The organism is Streptomyces sp. OZ13 (assembly GCF_052068155.1).
In the GTDB taxonomy this organism is placed as follows: domain Bacteria; phylum Actinomycetota; class Actinomycetes; order Streptomycetales; family Streptomycetaceae; genus Streptomyces.
The window spans coordinates 501708-518235 of record NZ_JBQHCZ010000004.1; the positions used below are offsets into that span (position 1 = coordinate 501708).

Sequence of the window (16528 nt, forward strand, 5' to 3'; positions counted from 1 at the left end):
TCCGCCCATGTCCAATGGTCAGTGGTACCCGCCGGAATGGCCCGACCGTATCCGCGCACTCGCCGCCGGTGAGCTCACCGCCGTGGTCCCCAAGCGGGCCGCCACGGTGATGCTGCTGCGTGACACCCCCGACGGTACCGCTGTCCACATGCTGCGACGACGCGCCTCCATGGCCTTCGCCGGAGGCGCGTACGCCTACCCGGGCGGCGGTGTGGACCCGAGGGACGACCGGCCGGTGCGCTGGGCCGGCCCCTCCCTGGACGTCTGGGCGGAGCGCCTCGGAGTCGACGACACGGCGTCCGCGCAGGCCATCGTGTGCGCCGCGGTGCGGGAGACGTTCGAGGAGGCGGGCATCCTGCTGGCCGGCCCCACTCCCGACACCGTCGTCGGGGACACGACGGGCGACGACTGGGAGGCGGACCGGCAGGCACTGGTCGACCGCGGCCTGTCCTTCGCGGACTTCATCGACCGACGGGGCCTCGTGCTGCGGTCCGACCTGCTGGGCGCCTGGGCGCGCTGGATCACGCCGGAGTTCGAGCCACGCCGCTACGACACCTGGTTCTTCGTGGCCGCCCTGCCCGAGGGCCAGCGCGCCCGCAATGTGTCGACCGAGGCGGAGTCGACGGTCTGGATCAGCCCTGCCGACGCCACGGACGGGTACGACAAGGGTGAGCTGCTGATGATGCCGCCGACGGTCGCGACGCTGCGGACGCTCCAGGCGTTCCGCACGTCGGTCGAGGCGCTGGCGGCGGCGGCGAGCCAGGACATGACCCCGGTGCTGGCCAAGGCCCGGCTAGAGAACGGCGAGGTCGTCCTCAGCTGGCCGGGGCACGAGGAGTTCACCAAGCACGTCTCCACGGGAGGTCCGCGATGACCGACGCAGCCACTCTGCCGGGGCAGCCCCGCGGCGGTGTGCTGTCGGGGCCCGCCACCGCCCGTGCCGTCAACGTCCTCGCGCCGAACGCGTCCGCCATGACCCTCGACGGGACCAACACCTGGATCGTCTCCGAGCCGGACTCCGAGCTCGCGGTCGTCGTCGATCCCGGACCGCTCGACGACACGCACCTGCGGGCCGTCATCGCCACGGCGGAACGCGCGGGCAAGCGGATCGCCCTCACCCTGCTCACCCACGGCCATCCCGACCACGCCGAGGGCGCCTCCCGTTTCGCGGAACTGACCGGTACGAACGTCCGGGCCCTCGACCCGGCGCTGCGGCTCGGCGACGAGGGGCTCGCCCCCGGTGAGGTGATCACCACGGGCGGCCTGGAGATGAGGGTCGTCCCCACCCCGGGGCACACCGCGGACTCCCTCAGCTTCCATCTGCCCGCCGACCGGGCCGTACTGACCGGCGACACGATCCTCGGCCGCGGCACGACGGTCGTCGCGCACCCGGAGGGACGGCTCGGCGACTACCTCGACTCCCTGCGGCGGCTGCGCTCGCTCACCGTCGATGACGGCATCCACATCGTGCTGCCGGGCCACGGGCCGGTTCTCGACGACGCCCAGGGCGCCGTCGAGTACTACCTCGCGCACCGCGCGACCCGGCTCGCCCAGGTGGAGACGGCAGTCGAGGACGGCTGGACCACCCCCTCCGAGGTGGTCGCCCAGGTGTACGCGGACGTGGACAGGTCGCTGTGGCCCGCCGCGGAGCTCTCCGTGCGCGCACAGCTGGAGTACCTGCGGGAGCACGGGCTGATCGGCCCCTGACAGCCGGACGGGGGCAGCTCGCCGGAGCGGCCGCACCGGCGCCTTTGCGCGGTCCTCGGCACGGACGGAACCGGCCGGCCATCCTCCGGCGTCGTGGTGCGAGCGATGCTTTACGCTCCGCTTACTTGCGGCATTCGTTCCCGGGGGGAAACCGTGTTCGTACTCTTCGTCATCCTCGTCATCGCCGCGGCGGTGATGTACCTCGTCGCCAGAGGCGGCGACAACAAGGGGCTCAAGCTCGGCGCGGTGGGCGCGCTCATCGCCGGCCTCTTCTCGGGCATAGCCAGCTGTGTCCACGTCATCAGCGCCTACGAGGTCGGTGTGCCCGTCACCTTCGGCAAGGTCGGCTCGCCCATGAACTCGGGCATGAACATCACGTCACCGTTCACCAACGTCACCACCTTCTCCACCCGCCCCGTGGACCTCAACCTCTCCGACAAGGACGTGGTCGAGGTGCGCTCCTCGCAGGGCGGTGTGATGTACGTGGAGGTCACCGTGAAGTGGGCGGTCACCCCCGCGAAGGCGGTCGAGCTGTACCGGCTCGCGGGCAGCGAGGACGCCATTCAGCAGCGCTTGGTCTTCCCCGACAGCCGGGAGATCATCCGTAACGTCTTCGCCCGTCACACGAGCGAGGAGGGTTACACCTCCGCACGCGAGAAGATCAACGCGGAGATCGGCGACCTGATCAAGGAGCGCCTGGCGCCCCGCGGGATCGCCGTCACCACCGTCAACCTGCGCAATGTGCGGCCGTCCGAGCAGCTGCAGGAGCAGATCGACCGCAAGATCCAGCAGCAGCAGGCGACCGAGCGGGCGACGGAGGCGGCGCGGACCGCCACGGCGGAGGCCGAGCGCCGCCGGATCGAGGCCGAGGGCATCGCCAAGGCCAACAAGATCCTCAACGACTCGCTCAGTGACAGGGTGCTCGCCAACCAGTGCATCGAGGCCTTCAAGGAGGCGGCGGCGAAGAACCCCGTGTACGCGGTTCCGTGCGGCACCGGCACGGGGAACCCGCTGATCGTGGACGGCAGCAAGAGGTGAGCAGCAAGGGCTGAACAGCGCACGAGGGGCCGCCCGCATGAAGCGGGCGGCCCCTCGTGCATGTGCTCGGTGCGCGGGTCGGCGCGGGTGAGCCCGGCGATCCGTGGCTCAGCGGGAGCGCTTGGCCAGCCGCTCGACGTCCAGCAGGATCACCGCACGGGCCTCCAGCCGCAGCCAGCCGCGCTGTGCGAAGTCGGCCAGCGCCTTGTTCACGGTCTCGCGGGAGGCGCCGACCAGCTGGGCCAGCTCCTCCTGGGTGAGGTCGTGGACGACGTGGATGCCCTCCTCCGACTGCACGCCGAAGCGGCGCGACAGGTCGAGGAGCGCCCGGGCGACACGGCCCGGCACGTCCGAGAAGACCAGGTCGGACATCTGGTCGTTGGTCTTGCGCAGCCGGCGGGCGACCGCGCGCAGCAGTGCCGTCGCCACCTCGGGCCGGACGTTCAGCCAGGGCTGGAGGTCGCCGTGGCCGAGGCCGAGGAGCTTGACCTCGGTGAGGGCGGTGGCGGTCGCGGTGCGCGGCCCGGGGTCGAAGAGGGACAGCTCGCCGATCAGCTCGCCGGGGCCGAGGACCGCCAGCATGTTCTCGCGGCCGTCGGGGGAGGTGCGGTGCAGCTTGACCTTGCCTTCGGTGACCACGTAGAGGCGGTCGCCCGGTTCGCCCTCGTGGAAGAGCGCGTCGCCGCGGGCGAGCGTCGCTTCACTCATCGAGGCGCGGAGCTCCGCGGCCTGCTCGTCATCGAGCGCCGCGAAGAGCGGGGCGCGCCGCAGAACGTCGTCCACGAGTTCTCTCCTTGTCGACCTGCTCAGGGGACGTTGGTCCCATGATGCCGGACTGTGCTGTGCCGGCCCGGGGACACTGTGCCCCCGTGGGGCACCACCGGGGAACGGACCCCGGTAGTAAACAATCGTGCGATCAATCACAACAAGTTTGACGTACCGGCGCGTCTCTCCCTACGGCAGGGGCCCGATCGGGGCCGGATTACGGGGGGCCGGGGCGGATGTCGGTGGGGGCCTTTAGGCTGGCCGGGTGTCCAATTCGCCGGTGAGAGCACAGGCCGAGGGGGCTGGCAGCGTGTCCGGTAAGCAGAATTCCGCCGTGGGCGAACAGCAGTCGCCCAGCTCCGACAAAAGGAAGAAAACGCCCAAACCGGAAACGCGACTGGCCATGGTCCGGCGTGCCCGCCGCATCAATCGCGAGCTCGCCGAGGTCTATCCGTACGCCCATCCGGAGCTCGACTTCGAGAACGCCTTCCAGCTGCTGATCGCCACGGTCCTGTCCGCGCAGACCACCGACCTCCGGGTCAACCAGACCACCCCCGCGCTCTTCGCCAAGTACCCCACGCCGGAGGATCTGGCGGCGGCGCAGCCGGAGGAGGTCGAGGAGCTCATCCGCCCGACGGGCTTCTTCCGCGCCAAGACCAAATCGATCATGGGCCTCTCTGCCGCCATCCGGGACAACTTCGGCGGCGAGGTCCCCGGCCGGCTGGAGGACCTGGTCACCCTGCCCGGCGTGGGCCGCAAGACCGCCTTCGTGGTCCTCGGCAACGCCTTCGGCGTCCCGGGTATCACCGTGGACACCCACTTCATGCGCCTCGCCCGGCGCTGGAAGTGGACCGATCAGGACGACCCGGTGAAGATCGAGGCCGAGATCGCCACGATCTTCCCCAAGAGCGAGTGGACGATGCTCTCGCACCGGGTGATCTTCCACGGCCGCCGTGTCTGCCACTCACGCCGGCCCGCCTGCGGCGCCTGTCCGATCACGCACCTCTGCCCTGCCTATGGGGAGGGCGAGACCGACCCCGAGAAGGCCAGGAAACTCCTGAAGTACGAGATGGGCGGCCGGCCCGGCCAGCGCCTAAAGCCGCCCCCTGACTATCCCGGAGAGCCGGCACCCGCCATGGGCCCGATCGAGTGACGTCACCGCCGACGGAACGAACGAGGCCCTCCGGCACGTTGCCCGTGAGGGGGTGCCGATGACACGCACAGGAGAAGACACGTACCAGCGGTTCGAGCAGCACGACGACGGCAAGGTGATCGTGGACGGTGACGTGGTCGTCACCACCGAAGGGCTGCCCGACTGGCTCGGGCCCGTCGTCCGCGCGGCGGAAACCGTCGAGCCCCACCAGCTCAGCCGGTTCCTTCCGCCGGAGAGCGGCCACGGCCGCCAGTCCGCCGTCCTCGTCCTCTTCGGCGAGGGGGCCAAGGGCCCGGAGCTGCTGCTCATGGAGCGGGCGGGAACCCTTCGCTCGCACGCCGGGCAGCCCTCCTTCCCCGGCGGCGCGCTCGACCCCGAGGACGGCGACCCGGCGACCACGGGCCCGCTGCGCGCCGCGCTGCGGGAGGCCGAGGAGGAGACCGGGCTCGACCCCACAGGAGTGCAGACCTTCGGCGTGCTGCCCAAGCTCTACATCCCGGTGAGCAGTTTCGTCGTCACGCCCGTACTGGGATGGTGGCGCACCCCGAGCCCGGTCGGAGCGGTCGATCCCGCCGAGACCGCGCGGGTCTTCACCGTGCCCGTGGCAGATCTCACGGACCCGGCCAACCGTGCGACGGCCGTGCATCCGCGCGGTCACGCAGGGCCCGCGTTCACGGTCGAAGGCGCTCTGGTCTGGGGTTTCACGGCCGGAGTGATCGACCGGATCCTGCACTTCGCAGGCTGGGAACGACCATGGGACCGCACCAAGGAGGTCCCGCTCGACTGGCACGCATGACAGGCTGACCCAGTGATGCGCTCCCGGCGGGGGCGTCACGTCCGAAGCGGCAGTGCGCCGTGGCCACACCCCAGCCGGACAGAGCACCGGCGACGACACTGCGAGGCAAATGACGGTGAACGTGCTGGACATCCTGTTGCTGGTCGCCGCCGTGTGGTTCGCGATCGTCGGCTATCGCCAGGGCTTCGTCGTCGGCATCCTCTCGGTGATCGGCTTTCTCGGCGGCGGACTCGTCGCGGTCTATCTGCTCCCGGTGATCTGGGGCGCACTGACCGATGACTCCGAAGTGTCCACCACCGCCGCGATAGTCGCCGTCGTCATCGTGATCGTCTGCGCCTCCGTCGGCCAGGCCTTCACCACCCACCTCGGCAACAAACTGCGCCGGTTCATCACCTGGTCGCCCGCCCGCGCGCTGGACGCCACCGGCGGCGCCCTGGTCAACGTCGTGGCGATGCTCCTGGTCGCCTGGCTGATCGGCTCGGCGCTCGCCGGCACCTCACTGCCCACCCTGGGCAAGGAGGTCCGCAATTCGAAGGTGCTGCTCGGGGTGTCACGTGTGATGCCCGATCAGGCCAACACGTGGTTCACGGACTTCTCGTCCGTGCTCGCCCAGAACGGCTTCCCGCAGGTCTTCAGCCCGTTCGCCAACGAGCCCATCACCGAGGTCCAGGCGCCCGACCCGGCGCTCGTAGGCAGCCCCGTGGCGGCGCGTGCGAAGCAGTCCATCGTCAAGGTCGTCGGCACGGCTCCGAGCTGCGGCAAGGTCCTCGAAGGCACCGGCTTCGTCTTCGACGAACGCCGTGTGATGACCAACGCCCACGTCGTCGGAGGCGTCGACGAACCGACCGTGCAGATCGGCGGCGAGGGCCGCCTCTACGACGCCAAGGTCGTCCTCTACGACTGGGAGCGCGACATCGCCGTCCTGGACGTGCCCGACCTCAAGGCCCGCCCCTTGGAGTTCGCCGACTTCGAGGAGGGCGACGCCCGCAGCGGCGACAGCGCGATCGTCGCGGGCTTCCCGGAGAACGGCTCGTACGACGTCCGCTCCGCCCGCGTCCGCGGCCGCATCAACGCCAACGGCCCCGACATCTACCACCGGGGCACCGTCCGCCGCGACGTGTACTCACTGTTCGCGACCGTGCGTCAGGGCAACTCCGGCGGCCCGCTGCTCACGACGGACGGCAAGGTCTATGGCGTCATCTTCGCCAGGTCCCTCGACGACGCCGACACCGGCTACGCCCTGACGGCCGATGAGATCCGCGAGGACATCAGTCTCGGCCGCACCGCCAACCAACAGGTCGACAGCCAGGGCTGCGCCCTCTAGGGGACGGTGGAAAGGGCGCGGATGCCCGCGGACATGCCCGCTGTGAGGCGGTCAGTCCCGGGGATGGTGCCGCAGGCGCGCGGACACCCAGCGTGCACGGCGCTTCAGGATGCGCGGGATCCCCATCCCCTGGCCCGGAGGGGCGTGATCCTCGCTCGGAAGTCCACCTGTCTCGTGGATGATCGGCCTGCCGGCCGAGCGGCGGTTGCGTGCTGCGTCACCGTAGTCGTGCGTCCAGCCCATACCCGGACGTGTGCCCGTGCCCCATGGTCGGTAACCGTCCGGTGGGCCGCCAATTGGCCTATGCGGCAGGCATGTGGCTGTTCGCAGCACAACCGTTCTCGTGGTGTACGAAATCACCCTGCGGGCCTAGCGGTCGGGCTCCGGGTCCTTGAGCCAGCTGATCAGCTCGTTCGAGAACGCCACCGGATCTTCTTCGTGCGGGAAGTGGCCGAGGCCGTCGAACAGCCGCCACCGGTACGGCGCTTCGACGTACTCGCCGGAACCGGCCGCACTCCGCGTCCGCATCGCCGGATCGAGGGAACCGTGCAGATGCAGGGTGGGAACCCGTACCGGACGCTTCATCCTGCGGTTGAACTGGATCCCGTCGGGCCGGGCCAGCGACCGCACCATCCACCGGTAGGGCTCGATCGAGCAGTGCGCCGTCGACGGGATGCACATGGCCCGCCGGTAGACGTCGACGGCCTCTTCCTCGAGCGGCCTCGGCCCGGACCAGTTTTCGAGCAGCTCACCGACCAAGGCGGCGTCGTCCGCCACCAGTTGGCGCTCCGGGATCCACGGACGCTGGAAGCCCCACACGTAGGAACCCGCGCGGCTCTGCGCGAAGTCGGACAGCATCGCCGAGCGCCAGCGCCGGGGATGCGGCATCGAGGAGACCGCGAGCCGGCGCACCAGCTTCGGCCTCATCACCGCGGCCGTCCACGCCAGATAGCCGCCGAGGTCGTGCCCCACCAGCGCCGCGTCCGGTTCACCCAGCGACCGCACGACACCCGTGATGTCGAGCGCCAGGTTGGCGGGGTCGTAGCCCCGGGGCGTCCGGTCGCTGCCGCCGACGCCGCGCAGGTCCATCGCCACGGCCCGGTACCCCGCGTCGGCGAGCGCCGTCAGCTGGTGCCGCCATGTCCACCAGAACTGCGGAAAGCCGTGCAGCAGCATCACCAGCGGTCCGTCGCCCATCTCGGCGATATGGAAGCGGGCACCGTTGGCGGCCACGTCGCGGTGGGTCCAGGGACCGTCGAGGCGTACGGGGCTACCGAGTGCGGCGGGACTGCCGGGGCCGGAATCAGGGACCGTCATGCTGATGAGCGTCCCACAACGCGGCACACCGCGTTCGCGACCCTCCTGTCGAGGATCACGCCGAAACCTTGTCCGAAACCCGGTCCGACGCCGTGCTCCCGGGGGCCTTGGTCAGTTCCACACGGCGGGGATGCGGCTTGGCGTTGCCCAGCACCGCGGCGGTCTCCTTGGCGGAGGCGACCGTCTTCTGCGGGCCCTTGCCCTTCTTCGCCTTCTTGACGAAGATCACGCCGATCAGGGCGAGAAGACCGGCCACGATGATGTTGGCCGCGAACGAGAGCAGGAAGCAGTACGCCAGATGCCAGCCGCCGCTCCACATGTGGATGAAGTAGGCGAGCGCGAAGCTCAGCATCGGCAACGAGAAGATCAGTACCGCGCCGGCCGCGGTGAACGCGGCGCCTCCCATCCCGGCCTTCTTCGCGTCCTGCCGCAGCTGGGCCTTGGCCAGCGCGATCTCGTCGTGTACGAGCGCGGACATCTCGGCGGTCGCCGAGGCGACCAGCTGGCCGAGACTGCGGTCGGCGCCGACAGCGTTCGCTGTGGTGTTGCCGGGGTCGCTCATCGCTGACTCCCTCTCCTCTTCCACGGGGCCGGTGTTTGTACGGTCCGATGTCAGATCATGCCGGACTGTCGCCGCCGTCGCTCGACACCCCGGCCGCTTCCGCCCTTCTGCGGTGCTCAGCCGCCTTCTCCTCGTAGATCGCGGCCATCCTCAGGTGGTACGCCGGGTCGTCCTGCTCGTAGATGTCCGGGATGCCGGACATGTCCTCGTCGCGCTCCTCCTCGGCCGCCAGCGCCTGGTAGACGCGTACCCGGCGCTTGAGCAGAACAGCCGCGAGGATTGCGGCGATCAGCGAGCCCATCAGGACCGAGGCCTTGACCTGGTCCGTGAGCGTCGCGTCCCCGGTGAACGCGAGTTCGCCGATGAGCAGGGAGACCGTGAAGCCGATGCCCGCGAGCGTGGCGAGCGCCAGCACGTCGGGCCAGGCGAGGTCCTCGTTGAGTTCCGCCTTGGTGAAGCGTGCGGCCAGCCAGGTGCCGCCGAAGATGCCGACCGCCTTGCCGACCACCAGACCGAGGACGACACCGAGGGTCTCCGGCTGGGTGAAGACATCGGCGAGGGACTCGCCGGTGACGGCCACCCCCGCGGAGAACAGTGCGAACAGCGGCACGGCGATGCCGGCGGACAGCGGCCGCACGAGATGCTCGATGTGCTCGCCCGGCGAGTGCTCCTCGCCCTCGCGCCGGCTGCAGCGCAGCATCAGACCCATCGCCACACCGGCGATGGTGGCGTGGACGCCGCTGTTGTACATCAGCCCCCACACGACGAGGGCCAGCGGCACGTACACGTACCAGCCGTGGATCCCCTTGCGCAGCAGCAGCCAGAACACGGCGAGGCCGACGACGGCCCCGCCGAGGGCCGCGAAATTCAGGTCGTTCGTGAAGAAGACCGCGATGATCAGGATCGCGAACAGGTCGTCGACGACCGCGAGGGTCAGCAGGAAGGCGCGCAGCGCCGACGGCAGCGAGGTGCCGATGACCGCGAGGACGGCCAGCGCGAACGCGATGTCGGTAGCGGTCGGGACGGCCCATCCGGCGGCGGAACCGCCACCGGCGGTGGCGACGACGAGGTAGACGATCGCGGGCATCGCCATGCCGCACAGCGCGGCGATCACGGGCAGGGCGGCGGCCTTCGGGTCGCGCAGCTCGCCGGCGACCAGTTCGCGCTTGAGCTCTATGCCGGCGACGAAAAAGAAGATCGCGAGCAGCCCGTCGGCCGCCCAGTGCTCGATCGACAGGTCGAGGCCCAGCGACGCGGGGCCGATGTGGAAGTCGCTCACCGAGGTGTAGCTGTCGCCCAGCGGAGTGTTCGCCCAGATCAGCGCGGCGACCGCCGCGAGCAGCAGGAGTACTCCGCCGACCGTCTCCGTGCGCAGAGCGTCCGCGACGTAGTTCCTCTCCGGCAGGGAGAGGCGTCCGAGGACCTTGCGGGGCGTGGGGCTGGGCGCGGCCACGAGATGGAACCTCCGTGCTGGTGGGCAGGACAAAACACTTGCCGACCAGACTTCCCGGCGCACCTTGGAATGCTCATCACGTCATTGACGCGTTCCTCACTCTACAGAAGGCCGCCCCGGGCGTTCGGGAGCGGAGCCGCGAGCAGGAATGGGCCCCCGGTGCGTCCGGGGGCCCATTCACCGAATACCGGGTCAGTCCTCGCTGGGTGCGCTGGGGAGCTTCGACTGGATGAGATCCATCACGGAGGAGTCCGTCAGCGTGGTGACGTCTCCCAGCTGGCGGTTCTCGGCGACGTCGCGCAGCAGTCGCCGCATGATCTTGCCGGAGCGGGTCTTCGGCAGCTCGGCCACCGGGAGGATCCGCTTGGGCTTGGCGATCGGCCCGAGCGTCGTGCCGACGTGGTTGCGCAGGTCGTTGACCAGGCTGTCGTCCTCAGTCGCCGAACCGCGGAGGATCACGAAGGCGACGATGGCCTGACCGGTGGTCTCGTCCGTGGCGCCCACGACCGCGGCCTCCGCGACCTTCGGGTGCGAGACGAGGGCCGACTCCACCTCGGTGGTCGAGATGTTGTGCCCGGACACCAGCATCACGTCGTCGACCCGGCCGAGCAGCCAGATGTCGCCGTCCTGGTCCTTCTTGGCGCCGTCGCCCGCGAAGTACTTGCCCTCGAAGCGCGACCAGTAGGTGTCGAGGAACCGCTGGTCGTCTCCCCAGATGGTGCGCAGCATCGACGGCCACGGCTCGGTGAGGACCAGGTAGCCGCCGCCCCCGTCGGGCACCTCGTTCGCCTCGTCGTCCACGACGGTGGCCGAGATACCGGGCAGCGGGCGCTGCGCCGAACCGGGCTTCGCCGCGGTGATCCCGGGCAGCGGCGAGATCATCATCGCGCCCGTCTCCGTCTGCCACCAGGTGTCCACGACCGGGGTCTTGCCCGCGCCGATGTTCTCCCGGTACCAGATCCACGCCTCCGGGTTGATCGGCTCGCCGACGGAGCCGAGGACACGCAGGCTGCTCAGGTCGAACTTGGCGGGGATCTCGTCGCCCCACTTCATGAACGTACGGATCGCGGTGGGCGCCGTGTAGAGGATCGTGACGCCGTACTTCTGCACGATTTCCCAGAAGCGGCCCTGGTGCGGGGTGTCGGGGGTGCCCTCGTACATCACCTGCGTCGCACCGTTGGCGAGCGGGCCGTACACGATGTACGAGTGGCCGGTCACCCAGCCGATGTCGGCGGTGCACCAGTAGACGTCCGTCTCGGGCTTGAGATCGAACACGGCATGGTGCGTGTACGCCGTCTGGGTGAGGTAGCCGCCCGAAGTGTGCAGGATGCCCTTCGGCTTACCCGTCGTGCCCGAGGTGTAGAGGATGAAGAGCGGGTGCTCCGCGTCGAAGGCCTCGGGGGTGTGCTCGGGGGACTGCCGGCCGACGATGTCGTGCCACCACACGTCGCGGCCCTCGGTGAAGGCGGTCTCCTGACCGGTGCGCCGCACGACGAGTACGTGCTCGACCTGCGGGCAGCGGCTCACCGCCTCGTCGATCGCGGGCTTGAGGGCGCTCGGCTTGCCGCGGCGGTAGCCGCCGTCGGAGGTGATGACGAGCTTGGCGTCGGCGTCCTGGATGCGTGAGGCGACCGCATCCGCGGAGAAGCCGCCGAAGACCACCGAGTGCGCGGCGCCGATGCGGGCGCAGGCCAGCATCGCGACGGCTGCCTCGGGAATCATCGGCAGGTAGACGGCTACCCGGTCGCCCTTGCGGACGCCCAGCTCGAGCAGGGCGTTGGCGGCCTTGGAGACCTCGTCCTTGAGCTCGGCGTAGGTGATGGCGCGTCCGTCGCCGGGCTCGCCCTCGAAGTGGATGGCGACACGGTCGCCGTGGCCCGCCTCGACGTGGCGGTCCACGCAGTTGTACGCCACGTTCAGCTTGCCGTCGGCGAACCACTTGGCGAAGGGCGGGTTGGTCCAGTCGAGGGTCTCGGTCGGCTCGGTGGCCCAGCTGAGCCGTCGCGCCTGCTCGGCCCAGAAGCCAAGCCTGTCCGCCGCGGCCTGTTCGTACGCCTCCGCCGTCACGTTGGCGTTCGCTGCCAGCTCGGCCGGCGGGGGGAACCGCCGCTCTTCTTTAAGAAGGTTGGCCAGGCTCTCGTTGCTCACGACATCTCCCTTTCCCAGGGCGTCTTCTGTGCGTATGTGTCCCAGGCCATAGCTCATCAGCCGGAGGGCCGGGTGACAAGGGCCTTCCGGATATTGGTTTAGACCTGTGGGCGCCCCTCGTCCCCGGGCGGTGGGGACGAGGGGCCACACGTTCTCACGGACGGGGACCGCTCAGGGTTCATCCCTGCCGTCCAGGCGTGCCGTCGAGCAGGTCTGTCGCACGCCTCAGCTGTGCGACTTCTCGAGCGCGGACGGTGCCGGTGCCACTCTGTCGAAGACCTCGTCGATCTCCTGCTCCGCCGTACTCGTGAGGAGGTACGCCTGTGCCTCGCCGACGTGGAAGTACATGCCGTGCAACTGGAGCGAGCCCTCGGCGAGTCGTCGGGCCACCGACTCGTGGGCCCTCAGGTGCTCGAGTTGCTGGACCACGTTGGTCAGGCAGAGCTGCTCCACCGCGTCAGTGGGCATGCGGCCGGAGATCCTGGCCCAGGAGCGGTGGCGGTTCTTCATCCGCTGAAGGCTGGGACGTCCGTGCCGCAGCCAGCGGGCGAGCGGTGTGGCGGTGCCGTCCGGCGGGCTGTTCAGCAGGGCCTGCATGGCGCCGCAGCCCGAATGCCCGCAGACGGTGATCGAATCCACCTCGAGGACGTCGACGGCGTACTCGATCGCGGCTGCGACGGAGTCGTCCGCCCCCTTCTCGCCGGGCAGCGGCACGAGATTGCCCACATTGCGCACCGTGAACAGATCACCCGGTCCGCTCGCCGTGATCATGCTGGTCACCAGCCGGGAGTCCGCGCAGGTGATGAACAGCTGGGACGGCCGCTGGCCCTCGCGTGCCAGCCGGGCCAGCTCATCGCGTACCAATGGGGCGGTGTTGCGCTGGAAGGAGCTCAACCCGTTGGCCAGGTGATGGGTGTCCGTGTCACGGGGCCGGTCGTCGCAATGGTGGTTGCGCCAAGGGGTCCAGGGCCGGCAGCAGCCGTGGGTCTCGTCGGCCGGCTCGCTGATCCGGCCGCCGGCCCGCCCGGTCACCTCGACCGTGCCGCCTTGCGAGGAGTGGGACGTTTGCCAGTCGTGCAGGGCCTCATAGGCGGCGTGGTCCATGAAAGAGCCGTCCAACTCGACCACGCAGGGGGCTCCGTGGGGCACCTGGCTCAGCATCCGGCTCAACCTGGGCACGGCGAGGAACGTCAGCTGACCTCGGGCGCGCACCCGATGCACACCGTCCCGTTCCTCGACGGTGATCCGCGTGCGGGTGAGCCGGTGCAGCGCGACTGCCACGGCCACAGCGACGCCGATGACGACGCCTTCCAGCACTCCGGTGAGGACGACGGCCGTCAGCGTGGCCGCGTAGACCAGCATCTCGCGGTTCTTCTTCACGCTGCGTAGATGCGTGATGTTGACCATCTGGACACCCACGACCATGACCAGCGCCGCCAGTGCGGCCAGCGGGATCAGATCGAGGACCGGCACCAGCAGCAGAGCCGCCACCACGACCCACAGGCCGTGCAGCATGGTGGAGTTGCGGCTCACGGCGCCCGCCGAGACGTTCGCGGAGCTGCGCACCGCGACGCCGGTGACGGGCAGCCCTCCGAGGGCCCCGGACACCATGTTCGCGGCGCCCTGCCCCGCGAGCTCACGGTCCAGATCGGCGCGAGGGATGCGTACGGTCGGCTTCTTACGGGCGGCGACCAGTTTGTCGATGGCGACGGCCGACAGGAGTGACTCCACGCTCCCGACGAGCGTGATGGTGAGGACCGCGGCGAGCAGGCCGAGCACCGGACCCTCGGGAAGTTCGGGCAGCGCGTGCGAACGCCAGGACGGCAGGTCGACCCGCGGCTGGTGCAGTCCGGCGAAGACCGCGAGCGCCGTGGCGGCGGCCACTGCCGCGAGGGCGGCGGGGATCTTCCGGACGATCCTGCCGGCGCGCCCGGGCACCCGCGGCCAGATCAGCAGCACGGCGACCGTCAGGATGCTGACGGACAGCGCGGCCGGGTGGAGGCCGGCCAACTGGGCAGGCAGGCCGAGCACATTGCTCACGGCCGAGCTCTGGGGTGTGCCGCCGAGGACGATGTGGAGTTGAGCGAGGGCGATCGTGGCGCCGATGCCCGCGAGCATGCCGTGCACGATCGCGGGGCTCACGGCGAGTGCCGACCGGGCCACCCGCAGGGCGGACAGGGCGAGTTGGCACAGGCCGGCGAGGACGGTGATGGCGCATGTGGTGCGCCAGCCGTACTGCTGGATCAACTCGGCCGTCACGACGGTCAGTCCTGCGGCGGGGCCGCTGACCTGGAGCGGTGCTCCGCCGAGCCGGCCGACGACGATGCCTCCGACCGCCGCGGCGACGAGACCGGCCTGGAGCGGCGCGCCGGTCGCGAGTGCGATGCCGAGAGACAGCGGGAGTGCGATCAGAAAGACGGCGACGGACGCGGAGACATCGGCGCCGTGGATGCGGAAGCGGCGGTCGTTGCCGGACGGCGGACCGTGCGGGCGCTGGAAGCGTGATGCGGGGGACAGCAGGTTCGTGCGGGCGGGGTCGTTCTCGTGGGGGTCTTCGGGCTGGTGAGAAGCGTCGTCGGTACGCGTAAGGGCGTAGGACATGATTCCCGTCTCCTCCGGGGCGGCGCGGTCGCGGAATGGGGGGACGCGGCCGTGGGTCACGGCGTGCAGCGGCGGGATACTTCAAACGTTCGGTAAATGGATCGTAATGCAGAGTAAAGACTCGGGCATTATTTCCCGTGCAAATAGGGCAACGTTTCACCCGATGTGGTGATTAGTAATTTCATAACGGCTCGTCGCCCGCCCTCTCCGCTCATCTCGATGCGACTTTGACGGCTCCGTATGCACCGCCGTCAGACAGTCGTATTGGCACAGGAATGAGGTGGGCGGATGTTGGCCGCCACGAAGAGGGTCGTCGCCGTCGGCACGGTCGCCACGGCGCTGATCGCAGGTCTCGCAGGGTGCTCCGGATCGAAGGCGCCGGGCGGCTCGGCCGGTGAACAGGGCGCTTCCGGCGGGAAGGAAGGTGTCGCCGCGCCGAAGAGCGCCGTACGCCTCATCGGTGACGGTTCAACGGCCTTCACCGGCGCCCAGCCGGGGCTCCTTCGGCCCGAACGCCTCAAGCCCGGCCAGAAGCCGCCGCAGTTCGTGGTCTTCTCCTGGGACGGTGCCGGTGAGGACAGCCAGAAACTGTTCTCGCGCTTCCGTGAGGTCGGCAAGAAGTACGACGCGACGATGACGTACTTCCTCAGCGGCGTCTATCTCCTCCCCGAGGAGAAGCGGACGATGTACAACCCGCCGCAGCACTCGGCCGGCCGCTCCGACATCGGCTTCAACGACGTCGACGGGATCAGGGACACCGTTCGCGAGCTGCGTGCCGCCTGGCTGGACGGCAACGAGGTGGGGACCCACTTCAACGGCCACTTCTGCGGCAAGGACGGCGGGGTGGGCACCTGGTCCGTCGAGGAGTGGAAGAGCGAGATCAGTCAGGCCAGGTCCTTCGTCAAGAACTGGAAGACGAACGCGGGCCTGGCCTCAATGGACCCGCTTCCGTTCGACTACGACAAGGAACTCATCGGCGCCCGCACGCCGTGCCTCGAGGGCCGCGAGAACTTCATCCGCGCCGCGAGCAAGCTCGGCTTCCGCTACGACACCAGCGGCGTCAACAACCAGGTGTGGCCGAAGAAGGAACTCGGTCTGTGGGACCTCTCCCTCCAGTTGGTCCCGGTGCCCGGCCGTGCCTTCGAGACGCTGGCGATGGACTACAACTTCATGGTCAACCAGTCCGGCACCGCCAAGGGCGACCCGTCGAAGCACGTCTACTGGGGCAACCAGATGCGCGACGGCCTGATCCAGGCCTTCGACCGCGCCTACGAGGGCAACCGCGCACCGCTGATCATCGGCAACCACTTCGAGTCCTGGAACGGCGGCACCTACATGCGTGCCATCGAGCAGACGATCGCGACGGTGTGCGTGAAGAGCGACGTGAAGTGCGTGTCGTTCCGTCAACTCGTGGACTGGCTGGACGCACAGGACCCGAAGGTGATCGAGAAGATGCGGGGTCTCGACGTCGGCGAGGCGCCGAAGGGCGGCTGGACGCAGTTCCTGGCCAAGCCGGTCGCTCCGGCGGCTCCGCCGGCTGACAAGGCTGCCAAGAACCGGGCCGAGAAGCCGGCCGAGAAGCGATGAACTGACGGCCGGCGCCGAGCGCGCGTGACAGCGGCCGGTCCCGTCCCCGACTCCGGGGACGGGACTGGCCGTCGGCG

The 16528-nt window shown here is 69.6% G+C and carries 14 protein-coding genes; 7 read left to right on the top strand and 7 right to left on the bottom strand.

Annotated elements, in window-relative coordinates; genetic code table 11:
• The first annotated feature begins 7 nt into the window (after positions 1-7).
• From ACTMTU_RS12605 to ACTMTU_RS12615, 3 genes are all read left to right on the top strand, one after another.
• The gene (locus ACTMTU_RS12605; RefSeq protein WP_441263550.1) at positions 8-874 is read left to right on the top strand and encodes an NUDIX hydrolase; all 867 of its coding nucleotides are present in this window, start codon (positions 8-10) and stop codon (positions 872-874) included.
• Complete coding sequence (locus tag ACTMTU_RS12610; protein WP_441263551.1) at positions 871-1707, top strand: MBL fold metallo-hydrolase; 837 nt, start codon at positions 871-873, stop codon at positions 1705-1707. Before ACTMTU_RS12605 ends, ACTMTU_RS12610 begins: the two co-directional genes overlap by 4 nt.
• A gap of 153 nt (positions 1708-1860) precedes the next feature.
• Complete coding sequence (locus ACTMTU_RS12615; protein ID WP_441263552.1) at positions 1861-2745, top strand: prohibitin family protein; 885 nt, start codon at positions 1861-1863, stop codon at positions 2743-2745.
• Between the two features lie 108 nt (positions 2746-2853).
• On the opposite strand, the gene ACTMTU_RS12620 is transcribed toward ACTMTU_RS12615, so the two are convergent.
• Positions 2854-3528: a Crp/Fnr family transcriptional regulator gene (locus ACTMTU_RS12620; protein ID WP_005314425.1), complete on the bottom strand. Its 675-nt coding sequence runs from the start codon at positions 3526-3528 to the stop codon at positions 2854-2856.
• A 316-nt stretch (positions 3529-3844) separates the two neighbouring features.
• Between ACTMTU_RS12620 and nth the strand changes: the two genes are divergently transcribed.
• From nth to ACTMTU_RS12635, 3 genes are all read left to right on the top strand, one after another.
• Entirely contained in the window at positions 3845-4663 is an 819-nt protein-coding gene (gene nth, locus ACTMTU_RS12625) for an endonuclease III (RefSeq protein ID WP_441263553.1), read from the top strand.
• A gap of 58 nt (positions 4664-4721) precedes the next feature.
• Complete coding sequence (locus ACTMTU_RS12630) at positions 4722-5459, top strand: NUDIX hydrolase (protein WP_441263554.1); 738 nt, start codon at positions 4722-4724, stop codon at positions 5457-5459.
• Positions 5460-5574: 115 nt separating this feature from the next.
• Positions 5575-6783, top strand: coding sequence for a MarP family serine protease (locus ACTMTU_RS12635; RefSeq protein WP_441263714.1), 1209 nt, complete (start codon positions 5575-5577; stop codon positions 6781-6783).
• 51 nt (positions 6784-6834) lie between these two features.
• On the opposite strand, the gene ACTMTU_RS12640 is transcribed toward ACTMTU_RS12635, so the two are convergent.
• The 6 genes from ACTMTU_RS12640 to ACTMTU_RS12665 all read right to left on the bottom strand — a co-directional run bounded on the left by ACTMTU_RS12640 (position 6835) and on the right by ACTMTU_RS12665 (position 14864).
• On the bottom strand, positions 6835-7026 hold the full coding sequence (locus tag ACTMTU_RS12640) for a hypothetical protein (protein ID WP_005314416.1): 192 nt from the start codon (positions 7024-7026) through the stop codon (positions 6835-6837).
• 126 nt (positions 7027-7152) lie between these two features.
• Positions 7153-8100 (bottom strand): alpha/beta fold hydrolase, encoded by a 948-nt coding sequence (locus ACTMTU_RS12645; RefSeq protein ID WP_441263555.1) that lies wholly within the window; start codon positions 8098-8100, stop codon positions 7153-7155.
• Between the two features lie 55 nt (positions 8101-8155).
• On the bottom strand, positions 8156-8662 hold the full coding sequence (locus tag ACTMTU_RS12650) for a phage holin family protein (protein ID WP_441263556.1): 507 nt from the start codon (positions 8660-8662) through the stop codon (positions 8156-8158).
• A 55-nt stretch (positions 8663-8717) separates the two neighbouring features.
• Positions 8718-10115 carry a Na+/H+ antiporter NhaA gene (gene nhaA / locus ACTMTU_RS12655; RefSeq protein WP_441263557.1) on the bottom strand — a complete coding sequence of 466 codons (1398 nt, stop codon included), beginning with the start codon at positions 10113-10115 and terminating at the stop codon, positions 8718-8720.
• A gap of 192 nt (positions 10116-10307) precedes the next feature.
• On the bottom strand, positions 10308-12263 hold the full coding sequence (acs, locus tag ACTMTU_RS12660; RefSeq protein WP_441263558.1) for an acetate--CoA ligase: 1956 nt from the start codon (positions 12261-12263) through the stop codon (positions 10308-10310).
• A 225-nt stretch (positions 12264-12488) separates the two neighbouring features.
• Positions 12489-14864, bottom strand: a complete 2376-nt coding sequence (locus ACTMTU_RS12665) for a SulP family inorganic anion transporter (RefSeq protein WP_441263559.1) — start codon at positions 14862-14864, stop codon at positions 12489-12491.
• A 288-nt stretch (positions 14865-15152) separates the two neighbouring features.
• Here ACTMTU_RS12665 and ACTMTU_RS12670 point away from each other — a divergent pair, with 288 nt between their 5' ends.
• Complete coding sequence (locus tag ACTMTU_RS12670) at positions 15153-16451, top strand: hypothetical protein (RefSeq protein ID WP_441263560.1); 1299 nt, start codon at positions 15153-15155, stop codon at positions 16449-16451.
• The last annotated feature ends 77 nt before the right edge of the window (positions 16452-16528 follow it).